The sequence below is a fragment of the Micromonospora sp. NPDC085948 genome (genome assembly GCF_040686315.1).
In the GTDB taxonomy this organism is placed as follows: domain Bacteria; phylum Actinomycetota; class Actinomycetes; order Mycobacteriales; family Micromonosporaceae; genus Micromonospora.
Genome location: NZ_JBFBJW010000022.1, coordinates 63,760 through 90,039 on the forward strand (window position 1 = coordinate 63,760; position 26,280 = coordinate 90,039).

21 protein-coding genes and 1 pseudogene are annotated in these 26,280 nt (G+C 70.4%); 15 read left to right on the forward strand and 7 right to left on the reverse strand.

All coding sequences use genetic code 11. From position 1 onward, the window contains the following. Positions 1–217: 217 nt before the first annotated feature. The 4 genes from rpsB to frr all read left to right on the forward strand — a co-directional run bounded on the left by rpsB (position 218) and on the right by frr (position 3,678). The gene (rpsB, locus tag AB0O48_RS33485) at positions 218–1,150 is read left to right on the forward strand and encodes a 30S ribosomal protein S2 (protein WP_357250346.1); all 933 of its coding nucleotides are present in this window, start codon (positions 218–220) and stop codon (positions 1,148–1,150) included. A 130-nt stretch (positions 1,151–1,280) separates the two neighbouring features. After that, a complete protein-coding gene (gene tsf, locus AB0O48_RS33490) occupies positions 1,281–2,108 on the forward strand; it encodes a translation elongation factor Ts (protein ID WP_357250343.1) in 828 nt (275 codons plus the stop codon). A gap of 161 nt (positions 2,109–2,269) precedes the next feature. Continuing rightward, positions 2,270–3,037, forward strand: coding sequence for a UMP kinase (gene pyrH, locus AB0O48_RS33495; protein ID WP_030487501.1), 768 nt, complete (start codon positions 2,270–2,272; stop codon positions 3,035–3,037). An 83-nt stretch (positions 3,038–3,120) separates the two neighbouring features. Then, complete coding sequence (frr, locus tag AB0O48_RS33500; RefSeq protein ID WP_357250340.1) at positions 3,121–3,678, forward strand: ribosome recycling factor; 558 nt, start codon at positions 3,121–3,123, stop codon at positions 3,676–3,678. A gap of 52 nt (positions 3,679–3,730) precedes the next feature. Here the strand turns inward: frr and AB0O48_RS33505 are convergent, their stop codons facing one another. After that, positions 3,731–4,174: a hypothetical protein gene (locus tag AB0O48_RS33505; protein ID WP_357572112.1), complete on the reverse strand. Its 444-nt coding sequence runs from the start codon at positions 4,172–4,174 to the stop codon at positions 3,731–3,733. A 369-nt stretch (positions 4,175–4,543) separates the two neighbouring features. On the opposite strand from AB0O48_RS33505, the gene AB0O48_RS33510 reads away from it, so the two are divergent. The 3 genes from AB0O48_RS33510 (at position 4,544) to AB0O48_RS33520 (ending at position 8,572) form a co-directional block, all read left to right on the forward strand. Beyond that, a complete protein-coding gene (locus AB0O48_RS33510; protein ID WP_365069884.1) occupies positions 4,544–5,986 on the forward strand; it encodes a phosphatidate cytidylyltransferase in 1,443 nt (480 codons plus the stop codon). Positions 5,987–6,090: 104 nt separating this feature from the next. Beyond that, positions 6,091–7,248 (forward strand): 23S rRNA (adenine(2503)-C(2))-methyltransferase RlmN, encoded by a 1,158-nt coding sequence (rlmN, locus tag AB0O48_RS33515; protein ID WP_357572110.1) that lies wholly within the window; start codon positions 6,091–6,093, stop codon positions 7,246–7,248. A 31-nt stretch (positions 7,249–7,279) separates the two neighbouring features. Next, positions 7,280–8,572 (forward strand): DivIVA domain-containing protein, encoded by a 1,293-nt coding sequence (locus AB0O48_RS33520; protein ID WP_365069886.1) that lies wholly within the window; start codon positions 7,280–7,282, stop codon positions 8,570–8,572. 76 nt (positions 8,573–8,648) lie between these two features. Here AB0O48_RS33520 and AB0O48_RS33525 read toward each other — a convergent pair whose 3' ends face one another. Further along, on the reverse strand, positions 8,649–8,870 hold the full coding sequence (locus AB0O48_RS33525) for a DUF2631 domain-containing protein (RefSeq protein ID WP_130408195.1): 222 nt from the start codon (positions 8,868–8,870) through the stop codon (positions 8,649–8,651). 190 nt (positions 8,871–9,060) lie between these two features. On the opposite strand from AB0O48_RS33525, the gene AB0O48_RS33530 reads away from it, so the two are divergent. Continuing rightward, a complete protein-coding gene (locus AB0O48_RS33530; RefSeq protein ID WP_357250325.1) occupies positions 9,061–10,641 on the forward strand; it encodes a Rieske 2Fe-2S domain-containing protein in 1,581 nt (526 codons plus the stop codon). Positions 10,642–10,822: 181 nt separating this feature from the next. Here the strand turns inward: AB0O48_RS33530 and AB0O48_RS33535 are convergent, their stop codons facing one another. Together AB0O48_RS33535 and AB0O48_RS33540 are read right to left on the reverse strand one after the other, a co-directional pair. Next, on the reverse strand, positions 10,823–12,418 hold the full coding sequence (locus tag AB0O48_RS33535; RefSeq protein WP_357250321.1) for an NAD(P)/FAD-dependent oxidoreductase: 1,596 nt from the start codon (positions 12,416–12,418) through the stop codon (positions 10,823–10,825). A 122-nt stretch (positions 12,419–12,540) separates the two neighbouring features. After that, complete coding sequence (locus AB0O48_RS33540; protein WP_365069890.1) at positions 12,541–13,401, reverse strand: YhjD/YihY/BrkB family envelope integrity protein; 861 nt, start codon at positions 13,399–13,401, stop codon at positions 12,541–12,543. Positions 13,402–13,452: 51 nt separating this feature from the next. Between AB0O48_RS33540 and AB0O48_RS33545 the strand changes: the two genes are divergently transcribed. Beyond that, positions 13,453–14,004, forward strand: a complete 552-nt coding sequence (locus AB0O48_RS33545) for a GNAT family N-acetyltransferase (RefSeq protein ID WP_365069892.1) — start codon at positions 13,453–13,455, stop codon at positions 14,002–14,004. Between the two features lie 446 nt (positions 14,005–14,450). Next, positions 14,451–18,419 carry a CARDB domain-containing protein gene (locus AB0O48_RS33550; RefSeq protein ID WP_365069894.1) on the forward strand — a complete coding sequence of 1,323 codons (3,969 nt, stop codon included), beginning with the start codon at positions 14,451–14,453 and terminating at the stop codon, positions 18,417–18,419. A 118-nt stretch (positions 18,420–18,537) separates the two neighbouring features. Here the strand turns inward: AB0O48_RS33550 and AB0O48_RS33555 are convergent, their stop codons facing one another. Then, entirely contained in the window at positions 18,538–18,660 is a 123-nt protein-coding gene (locus AB0O48_RS33555) for a hypothetical protein (RefSeq protein WP_357248083.1), read from the reverse strand. 590 nt (positions 18,661–19,250) lie between these two features. Between AB0O48_RS33555 and AB0O48_RS33560 the strand changes: the two genes are divergently transcribed. From AB0O48_RS33560 to ispG, 4 genes are all read left to right on the forward strand, one after another. Next, a complete protein-coding gene (locus AB0O48_RS33560) occupies positions 19,251–19,907 on the forward strand; it encodes a Uma2 family endonuclease (RefSeq protein WP_357247201.1) in 657 nt (218 codons plus the stop codon). Positions 19,908–20,064: 157 nt separating this feature from the next. After that, positions 20,065–21,276, forward strand: a complete 1,212-nt coding sequence (gene dxr / locus AB0O48_RS33565) for a 1-deoxy-D-xylulose-5-phosphate reductoisomerase (RefSeq protein WP_357572106.1) — start codon at positions 20,065–20,067, stop codon at positions 21,274–21,276. Next, entirely contained in the window at positions 21,276–22,526 is a 1,251-nt protein-coding gene (locus AB0O48_RS33570) for a site-2 protease family protein (protein ID WP_357247207.1), read from the forward strand. Before dxr ends, AB0O48_RS33570 begins: the two co-directional genes overlap by 1 nt. Before the next feature lie 9 nt (positions 22,527–22,535). Then, entirely contained in the window at positions 22,536–23,708 is a 1,173-nt protein-coding gene (gene ispG / locus AB0O48_RS33575; RefSeq protein WP_357247209.1) for a flavodoxin-dependent (E)-4-hydroxy-3-methylbut-2-enyl-diphosphate synthase, read from the forward strand. A 70-nt stretch (positions 23,709–23,778) separates the two neighbouring features. Here ispG and AB0O48_RS33580 read toward each other — a convergent pair whose 3' ends face one another. Then, positions 23,779–24,372 (reverse strand): PadR family transcriptional regulator, encoded by a 594-nt coding sequence (locus AB0O48_RS33580; RefSeq protein WP_357247212.1) that lies wholly within the window; start codon positions 24,370–24,372, stop codon positions 23,779–23,781. A gap of 287 nt (positions 24,373–24,659) precedes the next feature. Between AB0O48_RS33580 and AB0O48_RS33585 the strand changes: the two genes are divergently transcribed. Continuing rightward, a complete protein-coding gene (locus AB0O48_RS33585) occupies positions 24,660–25,499 on the forward strand; it encodes a GNAT family N-acetyltransferase (RefSeq protein ID WP_357247215.1) in 840 nt (279 codons plus the stop codon). Positions 25,500–25,929: 430 nt separating this feature from the next. Here AB0O48_RS33585 and AB0O48_RS33590 read toward each other — a convergent pair. Further along, a pseudogene (locus tag AB0O48_RS33590) lies at positions 25,930–26,280 on the reverse strand (hypothetical protein); the annotation flags it as partial.

Genomic DNA, 26,280 nt, shown 5'->3' on the forward strand with positions numbered 1-26,280 from the left:
CACCCCGGGGCGGGTGGACGGGTGAGGGGCGTACACTGGCCAACTGGCGACCGCCTCGTGCGGTCGACCTCGCGCGCCCTCTTCACGAATCGTCGTGGAGCGACGGCCTCCCTGGTCCCGATCTTGATCGGGTCCACCATGGGTCGGCGACCAGGCGCCAGGACGCCCGGCCACCGGCCGGGCGTGACAACCAGGGATCTTGAGGAGTACCCCAACCATGGCCGTCGTGACCATGCGCCAGCTGCTGGAGAGCGGTGTCCACTTCGGGCACCAGACCCGGCGCTGGAACCCGAAGATGAAGCGCTTCATCATGACCGAGCGCAACGGCATCTACATCATCGACCTGCGCCAGACCCTCGAGTACATCGAGAAGGCGTACGAGTTCGTGCGTGGGACCGTCGCCGAGGGTGGCAGCATCCTGTTCGTCGGCACCAAGAAGCAGGCCCAGGAAGCGATCGCCGAGCAGGCGACCCGGGTCGGCCAGCCGTACGTCAACCACCGCTGGCTCGGTGGCATGCTGACCAACTTCCAGACGGTGTACAAGCGGCTCCAGCGGATGAAGGAGCTGGAGGGCCTGGGTGACCTCAGCGGCACCGCCGCCGGTTACACCAAGAAGGAGACCCTGCAGCTCTCCCGCGAGAAGATCAAGCTGACCCGCACCCTCGGTGGTCTGCGGGACATGCAGAAGCTTCCCGCCGCGGTCTGGATCGTCGACACCAAGAAGGAGCACATCGCCGTCGACGAGGCCCGCAAGCTGGGCATCCCGGTGATCGCGGTGCTGGACACCAACTGTGACCCGGACGAGGTCGACTTCCCGATCCCGGGCAACGACGACGCGATCCGCTCGGCCGAGCTGCTGACCAAGGTCGTGGCCGCCGCCGTCGCGGATGGTCTGATCGCGCGTTCCGGCCGTCGCCGGGGCAACGACGAGAAGCCCGAGGGTGTCGCGAGCGACGAGCCGCTGACCGAGTGGGAGCGCGAGCTGCTGGAGCCGAAGAAGGCCGACGAGTCGGCCGCCCCGGCCGAGCAGCCGGCCGCTGCCGCCGCCGAGCAGCCCGCCGCCACGGCGACCGAGCAGCCCGCCGCCGCCCCGGCCGAGCAGCCCGCCGCTGCCGCCACCGAGCAGCCGGCGGCCGCCACCGCGGAGTGATCGCATCGCCGCTGCCCGTCCGTTTTCGCAGACGGCGGGCAGCGGCGGTACGCCGGGCACGATCTGCCCGGATCCGGGTAACCGGCACCTCTGACCATCCACACGCCGTCTCAACACCGAAGAGAGAGCCATGTCCCAAATCACCGCCGCGGACGTCAAGAAGCTCCGCGACCTCACCGGCGCCGGCATGATGGACAGCAAGAAGGCGCTGACCGAGGCCGAGGGCGACTTCGACAAGGCCGTCGAGATCCTGCGCGTCAAGGGCGCCAAGGACGTCGGCAAGCGGGCCGGCCGTACGGCCGCCAACGGCCTGGTCGCCCACTCCGGCAAGGCGCTGCTCGAGCTCAACTGCGAGACCGACTTCGTCGCCAAGACCGAGTCGTTCATCGCGCTGGCCCAGCAGCTCGTCGAGCACGGCGAGCGCGCCGGCGTGAACACCGCCGAGGAGCTGCTCGCCACCGAGCTCGACGGCAAGGTCGTCGCGGACCTGATCCAGGAGCAGTCCGCCAAGATCGGCGAGAAGCTGGTGCTCAACCGGTTCGCCCGGGTCGAGGGCACCACCGCCGTCTACCTGCACCGCAAGGCCCAGGACCTGCCGCCGGCCGTTGGTGTGCTGGTGTCGTACACCGGCAAGAGCGACGAGGCGGGCGACGCCGACGCCCGTGGTGTGGCCATGCAGATCGCCGCGATGCGGCCGAAGTACCTCACCCGGGACGAGGTTCCGGCCGAGGTCGTCGAGTCCGAGCGGCGCATCGCCGAGCAGACCGCCCGCGAGGAGAACAAGCCCGAGGCGGCCCTGCCGAAGATCATCGAGGGTCGGGTGAACTCCTTCTTCAAGGACTACGTCCTGATCGAGCAGGCGTCCGTCGCCGACAACAAGAAGTCGGTGAAGCAGCTGCTGGCCGAGGCCGGCATCGAGGTCACCCGCTTCGTGCGGTTCGAGGTCGGCCAGGCCTGAGCCGCCACCGGGCGCCACGTGCGCCCGTGGGCAGAAGACGTCAACGAGGAGGCCGCCGGTGTACGTGACAGGCACCGCGGCCTCCTCGTCACATAGGGTCGGCAGCGGCAGGTTCGCGGTACGCGCCGCACGGGGCGTGCGCGTGGGGAAGGGCGGGGCGGATGACGCAGGTTGTGAGTGACCGGACGCTGGAGCTGGACGATCCGACGGCGCCGCCGCCGGGGCGCGCCCGCCGAGTGGTGCTGAAGCTCTCCGGTGAGGTGTTCGGTGGCGGCGCGATCGGCGTCGACCCGGACGTCGTCCAGGCGATCGCCCGGCAGATCGCCACCGTGGTCCGCCGCGGCGTGCAGGTCTCCGTGGTGGTCGGCGGCGGCAACTTCTTCCGCGGCGCGGAGCTGCAGAAGCGCGGGATGGACCGGGCCCGCGCCGACTACATGGGCATGCTCGGCACCGTGATGAACTGCCTCGCCCTCCAGGACTTCCTGGAGAAGGAGGGCATCGAGACCCGGGTGCAGAGCGCCATCACCATGGCCCAGGTCGCCGAGCCGTACATCCCGTTGCGGGCGATCCGGCACCTGGAGAAGGGCCGTGTGGTCATCTTCGGTGCGGGCGCGGGCATGCCGTACTTCTCCACCGACACGGTGGCCGCCCAGCGGGCTCTGGAGATTCGGGCCGACGTGGTGCTGATGAGCAAGAACGGCGTGGACGGCGTCTACACCGCCGACCCGCGGATCGATCCCACCGCCAGCAAGCTCGACTCGATCACCTTCTCCGAGGCGCTGCGCCGCAACCTGCGGGTGGCCGACGCGGCGGCGTTCAGCCTCTGCATGGAGAACGGCCTGCCGATGCTGGTGTTCGGCGCGCAGGGTGACGACACCATCATCCGCGCGGTGGGTGGCGACAAGATCGGCACCCTGATCACCGCCTGAGCCCCGCCGAAGGCGACGGCACCGGCGGTCCTGACGACTTTCAGCAGAGCCCACCACGAGCACAGAAGGAGGCGAGGAGACCGGTGATCGACGACACCCTCCTCGAGGCCGAGGAAAAGATGGATCGTGCGGTTGAGCACGCCAAGGAGGAGTTCGGCGCCATCCGTACCGGTCGCGCCAACGCCGCCATGTTCTCCAAGGTCATCATCGACTACTACGGCACGCCCACGCCGCTGACCCAGATGGCGTCGATCGCGGTGCCCGAGCCGCGGATGGCCATCATCAAGCCGTACGACAACTCGCAGATCAATGCGATGGAGAAGGCGATCCGCGACTCGGACCTCGGGGTGAACCCGAACAACGAGGGCAACCAGCTGCGCATCCTGCTCCCGCAGATGACCGAGGAGCGTCGCCGCGACATGATCAAGGTGGCCAAGAACAAGGGCGAGGAGGCCAAGGTGGCCATCCGCAACGTCCGCCGCCGTGGCAAGGAAGAGCTGGACCGGATCGTCAAGGACGGCGAGGCCGGCGAGGACGACGGTCGCCGCGCCGAGAAGGAACTCGACGACCTGACCCAGCGCTACGTGGCCACCATCGACGACCTGGTGAAGCACAAGGAAACCGAGCTGCTCGAGGTCTGAACCATGCTTCGAGGCCCGTTCCCGACATCGGGAACGGGCCTCGCGTCGTATCTCAGCAGGGGATCCAGACGGTCCTGGTGCCCTCGGCGAACTCCTCGTTGGTGGTCGCGTCGCGCAGCGAGAAGTGGGCGGTGGCGCGACCGGGGTGCAGTGCCGGGGTGATCCGGGCGAAGGCCATCGCGAGCTCGACCGTGCCACCGTCGCAGAGGATCTCGCCGGCGCCGTGGCCGCCGGTGGCCCAGAGGGTCGGCAGGCCGTCCTGCACCAGCGAGGCCGACATGAGGACGATGCCGGCCGGGCAGTGCCGGGCGGTCGCGGTGACGGCGGTCGCCGGGTACGTCACCCCCGGCTCACCGACGGGCGGCTCGAACGGGAACAGTTCGCTGGCGTGCCGATCGATGGTGATCCTGGTCGGTGCGGTGGTGGCGGCGGCTGGTGCCCCTGCTCCGAGGACGATTGCCGCGGCCGCCAGCACCCCCAGACTGATCTTGTACATGTGCGTGCCCTTTCCCCGTGGTCACGTCGGCGGAGACCGGCGCGGCCCCAGCGGACCACGTCGGGCGGGTACGGCTCAGTACCTGATCGTGCAGCGAACGAGTCGGATCGATGGCTGCGAATCTGCGTACCGGATGGGTGCGTTTCGGTCGCGATGGCCTGCCGGCCAGGGGCGACGCCCGTCGCCGTGCCTCGTCCGCCGTGCCGGTCCGGCGGGTGCAGTAGGCTCGGCAGGATTCCCGGCCACCGGGCGGTGAACACCGGGGATCGACCGACCGTCGGGGCGGTCAATCGGAGGAACATCGCACGTGTAGGGGATGCTTGTGGTCTTGCGTCATGTGGTGGTTCTCGCGCCCCGTCGCGGTGCGTGATGTCCCACCCCGACCCCTACGGCAGCGAGCCTCGCGGCTGGGACCGCCCGGAGCACCCCGTGGCACTGCCCTGGCCCGAGCAGGACCTGGACGCCGGCCAGTGGCAACGCCGACCCACCGCCGGTCCTGAGCTGTACGCCGACCCGCGTACCCGGCCACCCGCCGACCCGCACCCGACGGACCCGTACGACGAGCGTGGCCGCGCGGTCCGCCCGGACGACCGTTTCGACGACCGCGACCGGCGCGACCGTTTCGACGGCCGCGACCGGTACGACGACGACCGGAACCAACCCGACAGGTACGACGACCGGGGTCGCGCCGGCCGGTACGGCGATCGTCCGCCCGCCGGCCCGGACGGCACCCCGGCCCGCCCCGGTGACCCGGAGCGGCGCGACGAGCCCGGCCGGTTCGACGAGCCCGGCCGGTTCGACGGCCCGCAGCCCTTCGACGGGCCGGTCCGTTACGAGGACGACGCCGGTTTTCCGACCGCGCAGCTCGCGCCCATCGGGGCCGAGGTGGCACCGGACCTGCCGCCGGCGACCGAGCCGGATCCGCCGGGTGGCCGACGGCCGAAGGGCCGACGCCGGGCCAGCGTCGACCGACCGGCCACCCAGCAGGTGGGCAACGGGCGGGCCGGCCGCAACCTCCCGGCGGCGATCGGCGTGGGGCTCGGTCTGGGCGCGCTGATCGTGGTGCCGCTGATCTTCTACCCGTTGGCGTTCCTGCCGGTGATCGCCGCCGCCGTCGCCGTCGGCAGCTGGGAGATGGCCCGGGCGGTCCGCCGCAGTGGCGCGCACCCGCCGCTGGTGCCGTTGATCGCCGGCGGGGTGCTGACCGTGGGTCTGGCCTGGTTCGCCGGTCCGGACGCGCTCAGTCTCGGACTGCTGGTCACCGTGCTCGGCACCATGATCTGGCGGCTGGGTGACGGCCCGGCCGGCTTCCAGCGGGATGTCACCGCGACCACCCTGATCGCCGTCTACGTGCCGTTCCTCGCCGGTTTCGCGGCGCTGCTGGCGGCGGCGCCCGACGACGGTTGGATGCGGATCCTGGCCACCCTGATCGCGGTGGTCCTCTCCGACACCGGCGGGTACGCGGCCGGCGTCTCGTTCGGTCGCCACCCGATGGCGCCGTCGATCAGCCCGAAGAAGTCCTGGGAGGGTTTCGCCGGTTCGGTCACCGCCGCGGCCGTGGGCAGCGCGCTGCTGCTGTGGCTGATGTTCGACCTGGAGCCCTGGTGGGGTGCCCTGTTCGGGGTGGCCATCTCCTGTGCGGCGGTCCTCGGCGACCTGGCCGAGTCGATGATCAAGCGGGATCTCGGCGTCAAGGACATGAGCAACCTGCTGCCCGGCCACGGCGGGCTGATGGACCGACTGGACTCGATCCTGTTCGCGGTGCCGACCGCGTACCTGCTCCTGGCGATCTTCGTGCCGGCGGTGAACTGAGGTATGAATCACGGCGTCCTGGTCATCCGGCTCCGGTGGTGGCGGCCCGTTCGACACCTCCGGACCGGCACCTGCCGCCGAGGGCGTGACACACTGGACCAGCCATGACGAGCCTGCCGTTGATCCCCGCCATCTCGGACGCCCCCGCCGCGCGCCGGGCCTCCATGCCGCCGAAGCACCTCGCCGACCTGGACCTGGCCGGCCGCCAGACGCTGGTCACCGAGCTGGGTGAGCCCGCCTTCCGCGCCAAGCAAATCTCGAATCACTACTTCGGGCGGCTGGTCCGCGACCCGCAGGCCATGACCGACCTGCCCGCGGCGACCCGGGAACGGCTGTCCGAGCAGCTCATGCCGACCCTGCTCACCCCAGTGCGTGAACTGGCCTGTGACGACGGCGCGACCCGTAAGGCGCTCTGGCGGCTGCACGACGGCGCTCTGGTGGAGAGCGTGCTGATGGGTTATCCGGACCGGGTGACCGTCTGCATCTCCAGCCAGGCGGGCTGCGGGATGGCCTGCCCCTTCTGCGCGACCGGCCAGGCCGGGCTGACCCGCAACCTGTCCACCGCCGAGATCGTCGACCAGGCCGTGTACATGGCCGGCGTGGCGGCCTCCGGCGCGGTGGTCGGCTCCCCGCCGCGGCTGTCGCGTGTCGTGTTCATGGGCATGGGCGAGCCGCTGGCCAACTACAACCGGGTCATCGGGGCGATCCGCCGCCTGGTCAGCCCAGCTCCGGAGGGGCTCGGCCTGTCCCAGCGGCACATCACCGTTTCCACGGTCGGCCTGGTTCCGGCCATCCGCCGACTGGCCAGCGAAGACCTCTCAGTGACCCTTGCGCTGTCGTTGCACGCGCCCGATGATGATCTGCGCGACGAACTCGTGCCGGTGAACCAGCGCTGGAAGGTAGCCGAGGTGCTGGACGCGGCGTGGGACTACGCCGCCCGGACGGGCCGTCGCGTGTCGATCGAGTACGCGATGATCAGGGACGTGAACGACCAGCCGTGGCGAGCCGACCTCCTCGGGCGGCTGCTGGCCGGCAAATTGACCCACGTGAACCTCATTCCACTCAATCCGACGCCGGGCAGCCGCTGGGACGCGAGCCCGAAGCCGGTTGAGCGGGAGTTCGTCCGGCGGTTGCGCGATGCCGGGGTGTCCACCACCGTACGGGACACCCGAGGTCGCGAGATCGACGGCGCGTGTGGTCAACTCGCCGCCGCCGAGGACAACGACACCTTCACCGACCGCGCCGGAGAGGCACCGGCGTGACCGGGCGTAGCGAACGAGACCAGGAGACATAGTGGCGAGTCAGGGTCAGCGTTTCCGGCGCAAGGCGCTCCGCCGGGGATACAAGGTCGACGAGGTGGATGCCTTCCTCGACCGGGTCGAGGCGACGCTCGACGGCCGCCAGGTCGGCGCGCCGGTGGCCTCCCAGGAGGTCCACGACGTCGTCTTCCGGGTCCGCTTCAACGGCTACGACGAGTGGCAGGTCGACCTGCACCTGGACCGGGTCGAGCGGCAGTTGGCCGAGCTTGAGGAGCGCACCAGCGCCGGTCGCGGTGGCGACCCCCGGATGGGTGACCGGATGGGTCCACCGGACCGGATGGGGCCACCGATGCGCGATGACCGCGGCATGGTCCCGCAGCCGATGCCGCCCCGGCCGATGCCCGCGCAGGCCGGTCCTCCCGCCGATCGCTACGGCCGCTACGACGAGCCGACCGGTGCCTTCGCCGGTGGGTACGACGCCCCCCGGGGCGGCTACGACGCGCCGCGAGGCCCGGCCGGCCCCGGCCCGATGGGACCTGGCGGCCCGATGGGTCCCGGCGCTGCGATGGGTCCCGGCCCGATGGCGGGCCACGGTGTTCCGCCGCGCGGCCTGCCCGCCGGCCCCAGTGGTTACGGCCCCCCCGACGACCAGCGCGCGCCCGGTGGTTATGGCCCGGACGACCAGCGCTCTCCCGGCGGCTACGGCCCGGCGGACGACCAGCGCGCTCCCGGCGGCTACGGCCCGGACGATCACCGCGCGCCCGGTGGGTACGGCCCGGACGATCACCGCTCTCCCGGCGGCTACGGTCCGGACGACAAGCGTTCGCCCGGCGGCTATCCCCCGGAGGAGCCGCGCTTCGACGGCTTCGAGGCCGGGCGGCACGGGCGTACCGACATGACCGCGGAGATCCGGATGCCGGAGCGGGACCTGCGCGACATGCGCCGGGGCCCCGCCGGTCCGCCTCCGCTGGCCCAGCAGGGCATCGGTGGGCCTCCGATGGCCGGTCCGCCCGCCGTGGCCGGTCCGCCGATGGGTGGCCCGCCGATGGTCGGCCCGCCGATGGCTGGCCCGCCCGGCAGCGATCTCTACCGGGTCGACCAGATCCGCCGGAGCTTCCAGGTGCGCCGGTTCGGCAGCGGGTACGACCCGGACCAGGTGGACCGGTTCTTCGACACCCTGCTCGGCGGCATGCAGCGCCGCAACCCGATGCCTGTCGACCCGAAGGACCTGGACACGCTCCGGTTCGGCCTGGTGCCCGGTGGCTACTTCGAGGCCGAGGTCGACGCGGCGCTCAAGGACGTACAGGACATCCTCTTCGGGCGCTGACCCCGACGGGTACGGACGAGGGCCCGTTCCCCGGGTGGGGGCGGGCCCTCGGCGTTGTCGTCCGGTGCGGGTCGGGTCAGGAGCGCAGACCGTTGCGCCGCAGCACGATGTCGCCGATCACGATGATCAGCAGCAGTGCGGCCAGGCCGATCAGCCAGATGTCCTCGACCCTGCCCTCGTGGTTGCCGCAGATCATCGCCAGCAGCGCCAGTGCGGAGAGCACGGCGCCGATCTGCCCGGCCTTGCGGTGCCCGGGCTTGTGCTGGTCTGGCGACGTTACCGGCTCGCTTCCTGCCACTGTCGGTCCTTCCCTCGCGATCGGATCTTTGGTTAGTCTGGCACGCCTCGTACCGGCCCCGGCGCAGGGTCCGACCAGTGAGCCCTTCCCGGCTGGTCGAACGGCACTACCGGCGTCGCGGGGCGGCGGTCCGACCCACTCCGGTAGCGTTTGGCGTACACCTGATTGTCTGTTTGAGGGGGACTGTGCGGTGCGAGTGACCGGAACCGGGCACGCCAGCATGCGGATCGACACGGCCGCGGGCAGCATCCTGTGCGACCCGTGGGTCAACCCGGCCTACTTCGCGTCGTGGTTCCCGTTCCCGGACAATTCCCTGCTCGACTGGGACAGCCTGGGCCAGGTCGACTACCTGTACGTCTCCCACCTGCACCGGGACCACTTCGACGCGAAGCACCTGCGGGATTTCGTCTCGAAGGACGCTACGGTCCTGCTCCCCGAGTTCCCGACCTCGGAGATGGAGGACGAGTTTCGGGCGCTGGGCTTCACGAAGTTCCTGAGGACGCCCAACGAGCAGGTGGTGGAGCTGCCCGGCGGCCTGAAGATCATGATTCAGGCGTTGACCAGCCCGACCGACGGGCCGATCGGTGACTCCTCGCTCTGGGTCGAGTACGACGGGGTACGGCTGCTCAACCAGAACGACGCCCGCCCCACCGACCTGAGCGTCTTCGCCGAGCTGGGGCACGTGCACGCGCACCTGCTCCAGTTCTCCGGCGCGATCTGGTACCCGATGGTCTACGAGTTGCCGCAGGCGGCGAAGACCGCGTTCGGCAAGCAGAAGCGGGACCGGCAGTTCGACCGGACCTGGCGCTACATCGACGACCTGAAGGCCGACCACGTCTTCCCGATCGCCGGCCCGCCGTGTTTCCTCGACGACGCCCTGTGGCAGTTCAACGACATCCACGGCGACGAGGGCAACATCTTCCCCGACCAGTCGGTCTTCCTCTCGGAGTACGCCAAGGTCGGTGGCACCAACGGGATCGTGCTGCTGCCGGGCAGCGTCGCCGAGGTCACCACCGAGGGCGCGAGCACCACCCACCCGGTGCCGGTCGAGGAGTTCTTCGCGAACAAGGTCGCCCACCTGGAGGAGATGCGGGAGCGCAAGCGCCCGATCATCGAGGCGGAGAAGGCGTCCTGGCGGCACCCCGAGGTGGACGTGCTGGGCGAGATGAAGCGTCGGATCGAGCCGCTGCTCGACGAGTCGATCTACCTGGCCAAGGGCGTGGGCGGTCCGGTCCGCTTCGATCTGGTCGGCTACGACGGCGCGAGTGTCGAGTCGATCGTGGTGGACTTCCCCGGCAAGGAGGTCCGGCCGTACGCGGACGAGAAGGTCCGCTACCGGTTCCGGACCGAGCGGTCGCTGATCGAGCACCTGCTCTTCATCGACGAGGTGGACTGGGTCAACTCGCTCTTCCTGTCCTGCCGGTTCTCGGCGGCCCGGATCGGCCAGTACAACGAGTTCGTCTACGCGTTCTTCAAGTGCCTCTCCGAGGAGCGACTCCAGTACGCCGAGGGCTGGTACGACGAGCACGAGCGCAGCACCGACGCCGAGGACATCACGCTTGGCGACTGGGTGGTGCAGCGGCGCTGCCCGCACCTGAAGGCGGACCTGACCCGGTTCGGCATCGTCGAGGGTGACCAGCTCACCTGCCAGCTGCACGGCTGGAAGTTCGACCTGCCCAGCGGCCGCTGCCTGACGAGCGTGGGCCACAAGGTACGAGCCCACCGCGTGGACGCGGAAACCCCGGCCCCCGCCGGCGAAGCGGTGATCTGACCCCGCGCCTCCAGGCGCGCGTCGATCATGGAGTTGTGGTGGGTGACAAAGGTTGCTTACGGTCTCAAAGCAGGCACCACAAGTCCATGATCGACGCGGTGAGGGGGCTCGCGCGGTGAGGGGGCTCGCGCGGTGAGGGGGCTCGCGCGGTGAGGGGGCTCGACGCGGGGAGGGACCGGGGTCAGCTCGCCAGGTCCGTGAGGATTCGGCGGGCGGCGTTGTGGCCGGCTGCGCCGATGACGCTGCCGGCCGGGTGGCAGCCGGCGCTGCCGGCGTACACACCGTCGATGCCGGTGGCGTAGGGCATCCGGTCGGTGAACGAGACGGTGTTGTCGACGTGGTGGATGTGCCCGCCGGTGATGCCGAAGTGCGCCTCGATGCCGGGCGGGGGCAGCGGCACCGCGTCGGCGATCAGGTCACCGGTGCCGGGCGCGTACCGTTCGACGATCTCGATCAGCCGGTCGACGTAGCCGGGCAGTTCCGCGTCCCAGGTGGTGCCGGCCAACTCGTACGGGACCGACTGGACGAACAGCGCCGACGAGTGGTGCCCGGCCGCGTCGGAGAGCGACGGGTCGACGGTGGTGTGCAGGTACCACTCGATCGTGGGCTCCGCCGGCAGCCGCCCGGCCCGCACGTCCGCCCACATGTCGCGCAGCGCGGTCATCGGCGAGGTGGCGTCCCCGCCGACCAGCGACGCGGACCCGGGCAGCAGGTGGATGGTCGAGCCGAACGGGCTCGGCGTACCGTCCGGCAGGCAGGAGAACCGCGGCAGCCCGCTGAGCGCCAGGTTGAGCTTGAGGGTGGTGCCGGGACGGCGGACCGCCGCCATCCGTTGGCCGAGCGGCGCCGGGAGCGCGCCGTCGGGCAACAGGTCCATCAGCCGGTACGGGTCGCACGCGCCGAGCACCACCCGGGCGGCGACCTGCCGTCCGTCGGCCAGCACGACTCCGCTGGCCGCGCCGCCGTCCAGGGTCACCGCGTGCACCGGCGTACCGGTCAGGATGGTCGCCCCGGCGGCGCGGGCGGCCTCGGCGAACGTCCGGGAGACCGTGCCCATCCCACCCTCGGCGATCATCCAGGTGCCGCCGGAGCCGGGCAGTCTGCACATGTTGTGCACGAGGAAGTTGTGACCGGTGCCGGGGTCGTCCGGGCCGGCGTTGAGCCCGGACAGGCCGTCGGTGACCGCGTACATGCTGACCAGCAGCTCCGAGCGGAACTCGAACCGGGCCAGGTAGTCGGCGACCGAGCCCCGTACGAGGTCGACGAAGACCTGCCGCAGCGCTGGGCGGACGTACCGCTCGGCGGTCTCCTCGGCGGTCAGCGGCTCCGCCAGCCAGGCCGGGGCGAGGTCCTCGCGCAGCGCCGCCAGTTCGGCCTGCATGGCGTCGTCGGCGGCCACGTCGGCGGGGGAGAAGAACTCCGCGAGCTGCGCCCGGGTGGCGGCGGTGTCACTGCCGAAGAGCAGGTACGGCGAGCCGAGGCCGCCCGGTGTGGGCAGGAAGTAGTGCGGGTCGCGGCGCAGCACCGGGATCCGTACGTCGAGCGTGGCGAGCAGTTCCGGGGGCATCAACCCGAGCAGGTACGAGCCGGTGGAGTGCCGCAGCCCCGGCACCTTCGGGAACGGGGCCTCGGTGCGGGCCGCACCGCCGATCACGTCGGCGGCCTCCAGCACCAGGACGTCCAGGCCGGCGCGGGCCAGCAGCACGGCGGAGACCAGACCGTTGTGCCCGGCACCGACGATCACGACATCGGCGCGGGCGGGAATCTCACTGCTCATGCCGCGGCAGCCTAGTCCGCCCCACCGCCCAGGTCACCCCTCCGCTCCCCACCCCACCCCCGCCCCCGGTGATCAAGAGCTTTGCGTCAAGAAGTGGCCTCCCGGTGACGCAAAGCTCTTGATCAACTCGGCGGGGTGGGGGTGGGGGAGGGGGAGGGGGTGCGGGTGGTGCGCCAGCGGGAGAGGGCCAGGGTGGCGGAGTAGCCGGCCAGGACGATCACGTGGAACAGGTAGAGCCAGAGGAGTACGGCCACCCCGGCGCCGATGTCGTCGAAGCCGCCGAACGGCACGCCCAGGTCCAGCGGGAGCGAGGCGAAGAGCACGAAGCCGTGCAGGAAACCGGAGAGGTTCGCCGCGGTGAACGACCCGATCCCGATTGTGGAGAGCCAGTCCGGTGACGCCGGGCCGACCACCCGGAACACCCACACCAGCACGGGCGTGAGCACCAGCCAGACCGCGAGGAACGACAGCACCACGCCGAGCACGCCGAGCCAGCCGCCCTGGCGGACGAGTCGGGTGGTGAGCGGGAGCGCCAGCAGGATCGAGAGCAGCAGGGCGGGGGCCGGCGCGAGCAGGGGCAGCAGCAGAAGCCGGCCCCGCCAGCCGATCAGGTGCTCGTCGGAGCGGGGTGCGGCGACCGAGACGAACGCCCGGCGCAGACCCTCGCCGTAGAGGGACGCGGGCAGGAGGGAGGCCAGTGCCAGCAGCGGGGTCAGTTCCACCCCGGCGTTGACGAGGGCGTCCACCGCCCGCGGTGCGCCGATCGCGGTGGGCAGGGCTTCCACGGCGTACGAGGTGAGCCGGCGTACCCGGTCGGCCCCGGCCACCAGTGCGGTGAGCCAGATCGCCAGCAGGGCGACCGGCACCACGGCGATCGCCCCGTAGAAGGTGATCGCGGCGGCGTGCAGCGACAGGTCCCGACCGCGCACCGGACGGAACGCGGCACTGGTGATCCGTTTCGTGCGCTGCCATCCGTTGCCCATCGGGTCCTCCTTCCCTGTCGTCGGGGCCGTCACTCCTTAAGATCGCCGGTCATGACTGTTCTCACCACCGAACGCCTGATCCTGCGCGATTGGACCGACGATCCGACCGATCTGGCCCGGATCTACGACATCTACTCACGTCCCGAGATCAGCCGGTATCTGGGCGCGGCGCCGGGTCTGCCGATGACCAACCCGGCCCAGGCCGCCGAGCGACTGCGGAGCTGGCAGGAGCGGCACGCCGCCGACGGCGGCCGGTACGGCACCTGGGCGATCGAGGTACGCGAGACGGGGCAGGTGGTGGGCACGGCGTTGCTCAAGCCGCTGCCGGGCCGGGATGAGGCGGTGCGGACCGACGACATCGAGGTGGGCTGGCACCTGCACCCGGACGCGTGGGGTAACGGCTATGCCACCGAGGCGGCCCGCGCGGCGGTAGCCCGGGAGTTCGCCGCCGGTACCCGGGAGATCTACGCCGTCGTGTCGTCGGGCAACGAGCCGTCGATGGCGGTGGCGCGGCGGCTGGGCATGACCCATGTGGGCCAGCGCAGCGACTGGTACGGCGGCGAACTGCTGGAGACCTTCGTGCTGATGGCACCAGATGCCTGATCGTTCTCGCACGACCTGACGCAAGATCCGCGCAAGTTCGGGGAAGGTGTCGCCTCCAGTCGTCGGGAGGTGGCCCCTTCCCCGAATTTGTGGGCAGGTTGGCGCTGGTGACGGCTGCCGGGGCAGACAAGTCCGTCAATAGTCACGGTGGTCGAAGTGTTGACGCTCCCGTAGCACGTCAGTAACCTTTGGCCAAAGTAACGCAAGATTTTGACAAACAAGTGCACTGTTCTGTGCACCCTCTCGGAAGATTCAACGGGCCTCCTGGGGAGGCCCGTTGATGGTCGTACCCATCTGGTGTTTCCAGGACGAGCGGCGCCCCCGCGCCGCCCGGACCTCCGTCTCTCTCGACACCGGCCCTCGCGCGTCGGCCGGCGCCGCACCGCCGCACCCCCGCCCGGTGGTCCCGCCACCGGGGCAACCGTCCCCCGACGACAAGGACAGTGATGAGACGAACGAATCTGTTCAGGATGGTGGCGGCCACGGCCGCCGCCGCGCTGATCGCCACGGTCGGAGCGACAGCCGTCGCGAACCCGGCCGCCGCCCGCCCCGCCGAGCCGGCAGCAGCGGCACCGAGCAGCGGGTTCGCCGCGGCGGCCACCAACCTCGCCCAGGGTCGTCCCACCCAGTCCAGTGGCCACGCCGACGTCTACGACTCGTCGAAGGTCGTCGACGGCAACGCGGGCAGCTACTGGGAGAGCGTCAACAACTCGTTCCCGCAGTGGGTGCAGGTCGATCTCGGCTCATCGCAGTCCGTCAACCAGGTCGTGCTGAAGCTGCCGACCTCCGGGTGGGGGACCCGGACGCAGACGTTGAGCGTGCAGGGCAGCACCAACGGTTCGTCGTTCAGCACCCTGGTCGGGTCGCAGACGTACACCTTCAACCCGGCGAGCGGCAACACGGTCACGATCAACGTCAGCCAGACCGCCACCCGCTACGTCCGGATCACCATCACCGCCAACAGCGGCTGGCCGGCCGGGCAGCTCTCCGAGCTGGAGGTGTACGGCAGCGGCGGCACCACCCCGGACACCACCGCGCCGAGCGTGCCGGGCAACCTCTCGTACACCCAGTCGGGCACCACCATCAGCCTCAACTGGGTGGCGTCGACCGACAACGCGGGCGGCAGCGGCATCGCCGGCTACGACGTCTACCGCAACGGCGCGTTCCTCCAGTCCGTCGGCAACGTCACCACGTTCAACGACACCCAGCCAGCCACGGCCACCGTGTCCTACTACGTCCGGGCGCGCGACGCCGCGGGCAACCTCTCCGGCAACAGCAACACGGTCACCCGGACCGGCAGTGGTGATACCACCGCGCCGAGCACCCCGGGGACGCTGTCGCAGAGCACGTCGGGCAGCACGATCACGCTCACCTGGGGGGCCTCCACCGACTCCGGCGGCAGCGGGCTGGCCGGCTACAACGTCTACCGGGGCGGCAGCCTGATCGCCACGCTGGGCACCGTCCTCACCTATCAGGACACCCAACCGGCGACGGCCACGGTGTCCTACTACGTCCGCGCCCGGGACGGCGCCGGCAACCTGTCCGGCACCAGCAACACCGTCACCCGGACCGGGAGCAACCCGCCCGCCTGCACCAACGTGGCGCAGGGCAAGAGCATGACGGCGAGCGGCTCCACCTTCAGCTTCACCCCGGACAAGGCGAACGACGGGCAGCTCGGCACCTACTGGGAGGGCGCGGCGAGCTACCCGCAGAACCTGACCGTTGCGCTGGGTGCCAACCACTCGATCTCCGGCGTCACCGTGAAGCTCAACCCGGATTCGGCGTGGGGCACCCGTACCCAGACCATCCAGGTCCTCGGCCGCGACCAGTCGTCGTCGGCGTACACCAGTCTGGTGTCGGCGGCGGCCTACCAGTTCGTGCAGGGCACCAACGCGGTGACCATCCCGGTCAGCGCGACCACGGCGGACGTGCAGTTGCGGTTCACCGGCAACACCGGTGCCCCGTCCGGCCAGGTCGCCGAGTTCGAGGTGTGCGGCACCCCGGCGCCCAACCCGGACCTGGTGGTCAGCTCGGTGACCTGGTCGCCGACCTCGCCCAGCGAGGTCAGCACGGTCACCCTCTCGGCCGTGGTGCAGAACATCGGGTCGGCGTCCGCCGGCGCGACCACCGTCAACGTCAGTCTGGCCGGTGCGGTCGTCGGCAGCGCCACGGTGGGCGCGCTCGCCGCGGGTGCCTCGACCACCGTCTCGGTCAACGCGGGCACCCGCCCGATGGGCAGCTACGCCGTCACCGCGGTGGTCGACCCGACGAACACGATCGTCGAGCAGAACAACGGCAACAACAGCTTCACGGCGGCGTCGCCGCTGGTGGTGGCGCAGGCCCCCGGCCCGGACCTCCAGGTGCTCAGCATCGCCTCGAACCCGCCGAACCCGGCCGTCGGCGCGTCCGTCACCTTCACCGTGGCGGTGCGCAACCGGGGTACCACCGCGACCGGCGCGACCACCGTCACCCGGCTGGTGGCGGGCAGCACCACGCTCAACACCAACACCGCCTCGATCGCGCCCGGCGCGACGGTCACCGTGGCCGTCACGGGTAGCTGGACCGCCACCAGCGGCGGCGCCACCATCACCGCCACCGCGGACGCCACAAACGCGGTCGCCGAGACCAACGAGACGAACAACGCGTTCAGCCAGTCGATCGTGGTCGGGCGCGGGGCTGCCGTCCCGTACGTCTCCTACGAGGCGGAGGCCGGCCGTTACCAGGGCACGCTGCTGGAGACCGACGCCCTGCGTACCTTCGGGCACACCAACTTCGCCAGCGAGTCCTCCGGCCGCAAGTCGGTACGGCTCACCGGCACCGGCCAGTTCGTCGAGTTCACCTCGGCCAACCAGGCCAACTCCATCGTGGTGCGCAACTCCATCCCGGACGCGCCGGGTGGCGGTGGCATCGAGGCGACCATCAGCCTGTACGTCAACGACGTCTTCTCCCGCAAGCTGACCCTGTCGTCGAAGCACAGCTGGCTCTACGGCAACACCGACGGGCCGGAGGCGCTGACCAACACCCCGCAGGCCGACGCCCGACGGCTCTTCGACGAGTCGAACGCCCTGCTGGCGCAGTCGTACCCGGCCGGCACCCGGTTCAAGTTGCAGCGCGACTCGGGTGACACCGCGTCCTTCTACGTCATCGACATGATCGACCTGGAGCAGGTCGCCCCGGCGGCCAGCCAACCGGCCGGCTGCACCTCGATCACCTCGTACGGTGCGGTCCCGAACGACGGGCTCGACGACACCGCCGCCATCCAGCGGGCGGTGACCGACGACCAGAACGGTGTCATCGGCTGCGTCTGGATCCCGGCCGGGCAGTGGCGGCAGGAGCAGAAGATCCTGACCGACGACCCGCTGAACCGGGGCATGCACAACCAGGTCGGCATCAGCAACGTCACGATCCGGGGCGCCGGGATGTGGCACTCGCAGCTCTACACGCTCACCGAGCCGCAGAACGTGGTGGGCGGCATCAACCACCCGCACGAGGGCAACTTCGGCTTCGACATCGACAAGAACACCCAGATCTCCGACATCGCCATCTTCGGCTCGGGCCGGATCCGGGGCGGTGACGGCAACGCCGAGGGTGGCGTCGGTCTGAACGGTCGCTTCGGCACCGGCACGAAGATCAGCAACGTGTGGATCGAGCACGCCAACGTGGGTGCCTGGGTGGGCCGCGACTACGACAACATCCCCGACCTGTGGGGGCCGGCCGACGGGCTGGACTTCAGCGGCATGCGGATCCGCAACACGTACGCCGACGGCATCAACTTCAGCAACGGCACGCGCAACTCGCGGGTGTTCAACTCGTCCTTCCGGACCACCGGTGACGACGCGCTCGCCGTCTGGGCCAACCCGTACGTCAAGGACCGCAACGTCGACATCGCCCACGACAACCACTTCGTCAACAACACCATCCAGCTGCCCTGGCGGGCCAACGGCATCGCCATCTACGGCGGCTACGACAACTCGATCGAGAACAACCTGATCTACGACACCGCGAACTACCCGGGCATCATGCTGGCGACCGACCACGACCCGCTGCCGTTCTCCGGCACGACGCTGATCGCCAACAACGGGCTCTACCGCACCGGTGGCGCGTTCTGGAACGAGGACCAGGAGTTCGGTGCCATCACCCTCTTCCCGGCCACCCGGGACATCGTCGGGGTCACCATCCGGGACACCGACATCATCGACTCCACTTTCGACGGCATCCAGTTCAAGAACGGCGGCGGCACCATGCCGAACGTCGCCATCACCAACGTGCGGATCGACAAGTCCGTCAACGGTGCCGGCATCCTCGCGATGAGCGGCGCGCGCGGCAACGCCAACCTGACGAACGTGACGATCACCAACTCGGCCGACGGCAACATCGTCATCCAGCCGGGCTCCCAGTTCGTCATCACTCCCTGATCCACACGTTTTGCATAAAGTCGGGGTGTCCGCGGCATGCGGACACCCCGACTTCTGTAATCCCGAGTCGATCATCGCGGTGCGTCTCGGCGGCCAGGCCGAAGCGCGCCGGCCCCGGTCAGGCGGTCGGCACGGGCACCAGGGCCGCCGCGAGGGCCTCGGCGTTCTTCTTGTCCACTCGGGGGAAGGTCAGGGTGACGCCGTCTCCCGCGGTGCCGAAGGCGATGCGCAGCAGACTCACGATGCCCATCCTCCTCGCTGAGCGTCATCTCGCCGAAGTCGACGACGGCAAGGTGGCCGAGCGAGTCGCACAACGCCACGGCCAGCGCGGCGACCTCGTCGAGGCTGGTCAACGTGGTCGGCAGGTGGATGATCCAGCGTGGTCGGGTTGCGAAGCTCATGGCAGGATCACGGTTCCTCCAGCGATCAACGTCTGGATCTGCCCGTCGGTCAACCCGCGCACAGCAGTTGGCCAACCGCCGCTGAGCCGCTCGGCGAACTCGTTCACCAGAGATCTTGGAAGAATCCGGCCCCGGGAGGGGCGATTTCCCTCCAAGATCTGTCGCGGTCCGGGTCCGGGTCCGGGTCTGGGTTGGCCGCCCCGCGATTTCTGCGAAGGGGGTGCCGGGTGGACGCCCGGGGGATCGCACCGGCCGCCGCTCGCTGCTGCCCGCAGATCTTGGACACTTTCCGTTTCGCCTTGATGGAAAGTGTCCAAGATCTGCGCGACACCGTGGTCCGTGGGCGGACTGGGTGTGCGATGACGCGCATCTGGGGCTGCGGTGGCTAGGCTGACCTGAGCAGGATGGTCCGCTGAGGGGGTGAGCCCGGATGGCCCAGGCCGCGTTCGCGCCGGAGCCGGCGCCGCAGCACACCGAGCCGTCGTTCGACGTGCTGCGGTGGCACGACGAACCCTGGACCGCGCAGCTCGCCCTCGACCTGTTGCCGGAGACCAACGGCCCCAAGGTTGAGGTCCTGAGCGGAAGCGTGATCGTGACACCACACGCGGGAATCGATCATCAGTCGGTCGAGCGGGAGTTGCCGTACGTGCTGCACCGTGCTGCGCGGAAGGCCGGATTCTGGGTCTACCCGGAGATCAACGTGATCTCCGGGGATGATCTTTTTATCCCGGACATCGCTGTGCTGCGTAACTCGGGCGGTGGCCGCACGACGGTTCCCATCGCCGAGGCGGTGCTGCTGGGGGAGATCGTTTCCCCAGGTAACCGACGCAAGGACGTGATCGACCGGCCTCGAGAGTACGCAGCCGTCGGAGTGCCGTTCTTCCTCCGGGTGGACCTGCGCAACCGGGTGCCGACCATCGCCCTGTTCGAGCTGGTCGACGCGGAGTACCGGCCGCTGGCCGCCGCCGCGGCAGGCAGCACGTTCGCCATGCGCGAGCCGTTCGAGTTCGCCATCGACCCGGCCGAACTGCTCGACGAGGAAGCACCGGACGCGACGCCCACCGACTCGGCCGACGACAACGCTTGATCGACACGGCTTCGTTGAAGTCGGGGTGTCCGGGTGCCGGGGATAGCGCGACTTCCTTGAAAGCGAGTCGATCAAACGCCGGGCGCACGGCGCGGGCGGGCGGGAAAGGGCTGAGGCTCCCAGCGGGCGTTCAGTGACGGTGGGGGAGAATGGCCGCGTGACTTCCCCCCGCGACCTCGTCCTGCTCGGGTCCACCGGTTCGATCGGCACCCAGGCCATCGACATCGTCCGGCGTAACCCGGACCGGTTCCGGGTGGTCGCGGTGGGTGCCGGCGGCGGCAACGTCGAGCTGCTGGCCGCGCAGGCCCTCGAGTTGGGCGTCGAGGCGGTCGGGGTGGCCAAGGCGTCCGCCGCCCAGGACCTGCAACTCGCGTTCTACGCGGAGGCGAGCCGGCGTGGCTGGGCCACCGGCGACTTCAAGCTTCCCAAGATCGTGGCCGGCCCGGACGCCATGACCGAGCTGGCCCAGTGGCCGTGCGACATCGTGCTCAACGGGGTGGTCGGTTCGCTGGGCCTCGCTCCTACGCTGGCCGCGCTGCGTGGTGGTCGTACCCTCGCGTTGGCCAACAAGGAGTCGCTCGTGGCCGGCGGCCCCCTGGTCAAGGGCGCGGTGACGCGGCCGGGGCAGATCGTGCCGGTCGACTCGGAGCACTCGGCGCTGGCCCAGTGCCTGCGCAGCGGGACGCGCGGCGAGGTGCGCCGGTTGATCGTCACGGCCAGCGGCGGCCCGTTCCGGGGTCGGCGACGCGACGAGTTGACGCAGGTCACACCGGAGCAGGCGCTCGCACACCCGACGTGGAACATGGGGCCGGTCGTCACGATCAACTCGGCGACCATGGTCAACAAGGCGCTTGAGGTGGTCGAGGCGCACGAGCTGTTCGACGTGCCGTACGCCGACATCACCGTCATGGTGCACCCGCAGTCGGTGATCCACTCGATGGTCGAGTTCGTCGACGGGTCGACGATCGCCCAGGCCAGCCCACCGGACATGCGGCTGCCCATCGCGCTCGGCATCGGCTGGCCGGACCGGGTGCCCGAGGCGGCCACGGCGGTCGACTGGACGGCGGCGCACGCCTGGGAGTTCGCGCCGCTCGACGACGAGGCGTTCCCGGCCGTCGCGCTGGCCAAGGCCGCGGGGGAGGCCGGGCGCTGCCGCCCGGCGATCTACAACGCGGCGAACGAGGAGTGCGTGGCGGCGTTCGTGGCGGGCCGACTGCCGTTCCTCGGCATCGTCGACACCCTGGAACGCGTGTTGGAGGACGCTCCGGACTTCGACGAACCAGGTACCGTCGAGGACGTGCTCGCGGCTGAATCGTGGGCACGCGCGCACGCGCAGGAGATCATCGCGGGTTCGGTGGAAGGAGCTTGATGTCGTACCTGCTCGGGGTGGTCCTCTTCGCCCTGGCCATCCTCGTCTCGGTCAGTCTGCACGAGGCGGGGCACCTGCTGACCGCCAAGATGTTCGGGATGAAGGTCACCAAGTACTTCGTCGGTTTCGGCCCCACCATCTGGTCGTTCCGGCGGGGTGAGACCGAGTACGGCCTCAAGGGCATCCCGCTCGGCGGCTTCTGCAAGATCGTCGGGATGACGCCGCAGGACGACGACGTCGAACCGGGCGACGAGTCGCGGGTGATGTGGCGCTACCCGGTGTGGAAGCGCACGATCGTGATGGCCGCCGGGTCGATCACGCACTTCGCGCTCGCCCTGGTCACCATCTGGATCCTCGCCGTCTCCGCCGGCCTGCCCAACCCGGACTTTCCCACCACCGACACGGAGGCCCGCAAGGAGCCCGCCGTGATCCAGCTCAGCCAGTGCGTGGTGCCGGAGAACGCGGTGCGGGCGTGCACCTCCACCGACGCGGCCAGCCCGGCGGCCCAGGGTCAGCTGCGCAACGGTGACCGGATCACCTCGATCAACGGCACCGCGATCGGCAACTACGGCGACCTGCTCACCACCCTGCGCGCGCTCAAGCCAGGAGAGACCGCGCAGATCCAGTACGTCCGTGACGGGCAGCCGGGCAGCACCAGCACGGTGCTCGCGCAGACCCAGCGTCCGCCGCTGGACGACCCGACCGGTGCCACCGTGCCGGTGGCCGCGCTCGGCGTCGGGCTCGTCCCCAGCACCCCGACCCGGGTGACGTACGGGCCGGTCGGAGCCTTCGGCGCGACCGCCGACTTCACCGGTGACCTGGCCGTCGGCACCGTACAGGCGCTGCAACGCCTCCCCCAGAAGGTCCCCGCCCTGTGGACCGCGCTCACCGGCGGCGAACGCGACGTCGACACCCCGATCAGCGTGGTCGGCGCCAGCCGGCTCGGCGGCGAGGCGGTGGAGAACAACGCCTGGCTGGTCTTCTTCATGCTCTTCGTGTCGCTGAACTTCTTCATCGGCGTGTTCAACCTGCTGCCGCTGCTCCCGGTGGACGGCGGCCACATCGCCATCGCCTGGTTCGAACGGGCCCGCTCCTGGGTCTACGCGCGGATCGGCCGGACCGACCCCGGCCGGGTGGACTACCTCAAACTGATGCCCTTCACGTACGTGGTGATCCTGATCGGTGGCGCGTTCACGCTGCTGACCATCGCCGCGGACGTCGTCAACCCCATCACGCTCTTCTCAAGGTGAGTGCCTGAAGTGACAGCTATCAGTCTCGGTATGCCCGCCGTGCCGCCCCCGCCACTCGCTCCCCGCCGGGCCAGCCGCCAGATCATGGTCGGTTCGGTGCCGGTCGGTGGCGGCGCGCCGGTGTCGGTGCAGTCGATGACCACGACCCTCACCTCCGACATCAACGCCACGCTTCAGCAGATCGCCGAGCTGACCGCGTCCGGTTGCCAGATCGTCCGGGTGGCCGTGCCCTCGCAGGACGACGTCGAGGCACTGCCCGCGATCGCCAAGAAGTCCCAGATCCCGGTGATCGCCGACATCCACTTCCAGCCCAAGTACGTCTTCGCCGCGATCGACGCCGGCTGTGCGGCCGTCCGGGTCAACCCGGGCAACATCCGGCAGTTCGACGACAAGGTCAAGGAGATCGCTCGTGCGGCTGGCGCGGCGGGCGTGCCCATCCGGATCGGCGTCAACGCCGGGTCGCTGGACAAGCGACTGCTGAGCAAGTACGGCAAGGCCACCGCCGAGGCGCTCGTCGAGTCGGCGCTGTGGGAGTGCTCGCTGTTCGAGGAGCACGGCTTCCGCGACATCAAGATCTCCGTCAAGCACAACGACCCGGTCGTGATGATCCGCGCGTACCGGCAGCTCGCCGAGCAGTGCGACTACCCGCTGCACCTGGGCGTCACCGAGGCCGGCCCGTCCTTCCAGGGCACCATCAAGTCGGCGGTCGCCTTCGGTGCCCTGCTCGCCGAGGGGATCGGCGACACCATCCGGGTGTCGCTGTCCGCCCCGCCGGTCGAGGAGATCAAGGTCGGCAACCAGATCCTGGAGTCGCTGGGCCTGCGTGAGCGGGGCCTGGAGATCGTCTCGTGCCCGTCCTGCGGTCGCGCCCAGGTGGACGTCTACAAGCTCGCCGAGGAGGTCACCGCCGGCCTGGAAGGGCTGCCGGTGCCGCTGCGGGTCGCCGTGATGGGCTGCGTCGTCAACGGTCCCGGTGAGGCCCGCGAGGCCGATCTCGGCGTCGCCTCCGGCAACGGCAAGGGCCAGATCTTCGTCAAGGGCAAGGTCGTCAAGACGGTCCCCGAGGCGCAGATCGTGGAGACGCTGATCGAGGAGGCGCTGCGGATCGCCGACGAGATGGGCGCCGAGCTTCCCGAGGAACTGCGCGGGCTGGTGACCGGCCCGACCGTGACCGTGCACTGATCGTTCACTCGGAAAAGCGGCCGTTCCCCGTGCGGGGAACGGCCGCTTTCGTCTGCACAGGCTTCGCTCGTCACTCGGATTCGGCGAGGATCGCGTACAGCTTGCGCCGGGTCTCGTCGAGCACCTGGGCGGCCCGCTCACGCTGGTCGTCGGTGCCGTTCATCATCACCTGACGCAGGGCGTTCATCGCCTGCGCACCGGAGTCGCGGATGTCGTGCCAACTGGTCACGGTGCCCTGGGCGACGTCCGCCCACGCCGGGGTCTGCGCCGCCTCGGTGGCCTCGGCCTGGCCGGCCTCGGTGACCGTGAACCGCTTCCGCCCGCCGCCGGACTCCTCCGTGCTGGCGACGATCACACCCTCGTCCTCCAGCAGTTGGAGAGTGGGGTAGATCGAGCCCGGACTCGGCCGCCACGCACCGCCGGTGCGGGAGTCGATCTCCTGGATCATCTCGTAGCCGTGCATCGGCCGCTCGGTGAGCAGAGCCAGCACGGCGGCTCGGACGTTGGGGCGTCGGCCCCGACCCCGGCCACGGCCTCGACCGCCCCAGGGGCCGCCGTGTCCGTGCTCGTGGCCATGACCGTGCGGACCGGGCGGGACCGGCGGGAAGCCGAATCCCCGCATCCGGGCCTCGTGCAACGGGTGGTGCTGTCGGTGGAACCGCATCGGGTTCTTCCTTCCGTAGGACTATCGCTGATGCATCAACGATATATCGGCAATGCATCGCCGACAAGTCCCCGGGCGATTGACGCGGTGGCTGCTCGCCGCGGGGGTGCTCGCCCACCCACCGGGGAGCTGTGGTACTCCGACGCCCTTTTATCCTGGTCTGGGCACTGTGCTCCCGGTCGTACGGTGGGCCGGGCGGACCCGTCCGACCAGCGGGCCGGCCGAGCCGCTGCCGGCCTTGCCACTCGACCGGCGGAGCGGGGGGTCGATCTGGCAGGCTGGTAGGCGTGCTGACGGTGCCGGTACGCCAACTGGGGGAATCGGAGCGCCGCGCGGTCGAGCGTCTACTCGACCATGACCCGTTCGCGGGCGCGCAGGTCGCCGAGCGGATAGCCGCGCGCGGGCTCTCCTGGTGGCGGGCCGAGGGCAGAATCCTGGGGTACGGCGCGCGCCGCAACCTCGAATCGCTGTGCTGGCTCGGTGGCAACCTCACACCGGTGCTGGCGACCGACGCCGCGGTGGCCGCCTTCGCCGACCTGCTCGCCGGCGAGGAGCGGCTCTGCTCCTCCATCGTCGGCCGAGCCGATGCGGTGCTCGGGCTCTGGGACCGGCTCTCGGACACCTGGGGGCCGGCGCGGGACGTCCGCCCCAACCAGCCACTGCTGGCCACCGACACCCTGCCACAGGTACCGGCCGACCCGGAGGTACGCCAGGTCCGCTCCGGCGAGGTCGATCGGCTCTTCCCGGCCGCGGTGGCCATGTACACCGAGGAGGTCGGCGTCTCCCCGCTGGCCGAGGACGCCGGGCGCAGCTACCGTCGACGGGTCAACGACCTGGTCCGGGCCGGTCGGGCGTACGCCCGCTTCGTCGACGGCAAGGTCGTGTTCAAGGCCGAGCTGGCCGTCGTCACCAAGCGGACAGCGCAGGTCCAGGGCGTCTGGGTGGCACCGGAGTGGCGGGGCCGGGGGATCGCGACGGCCGCCATGGCAGCCGTGGTCCGCGACGCGCTGCTGCGGGTCGCCCCCACCGTCAGCCTGTACGTCAACGACTTCAACCTCCCGGCCCGCCGGGTCTACGAGCGCTGCGGCTTCCAGCCGATCGGCACCCTCGCCACCGTCCTCTTCTGACCCCTGCTGCGTGCCGTCGGGTTGCGCGCCGCGCGCCGGGCCGGGTCGGCGTGCCGAGCCGTCGTGCCGGCGTGCCGCGTGCCGGCCCGCGCCGGCGTGCCGGGCCGCGCCGGCGTGCCGGGCCGCGCCGGCGTGCCGCGTGCCGGGCCGCGCCGGCGTGCCGCGTGCCGGGCCGCGCCGGCGTGCCGTGCCGGGCCGGCCGCGTGCCGCGTCGCCGGTAGATCTTGGACAGTTTCCGTTTCCGCGTGAACGGAAACTGTCCAAGATCTCCGAAAAGCCGCCGGCCACGGCCGGGTCATCACCTCTGCGGCACGCCCGACGGCGCGTATCCCATTCGCTCGCGCCGACCAGGCGGCGGATACGCCGCTGGCCGGCACCCCGAGTTGCGGGGCGCCGGCCAGCGGTCGGTGTCGTGCGGGTGGTGCTGGTGTCAGCTGTTCCAGTACTGGGCGACGAGGTCGGTGGCCTGCTGCTCCCACTGGGCGTAGGCGTCGGGGTAGGCGGAGACCTGGACGGTCTGCGCGGCCTCGGTCAGCGGCATGTCCTGCCACCCGTCGACCTGCTTGAGGCCCTTGAGGAACGCGGTGGTGGAGTAGGCCGGGTCGGTGATCTGCTCCGGGGTGCCCCAACCCGAACTCGGGCGCTGCTGGAACAGGCCCAGCGAGTCGTGGTCGTTGGCGTCGCCCAGGTGGCCGAGGTTGTCCAGCTTCGACTCCTGCAGGCTCGTCGCGATCGAGATCACCGCAGCCCGCTCGGGCAGGCCGGCCTTCTTCGTGGCGGC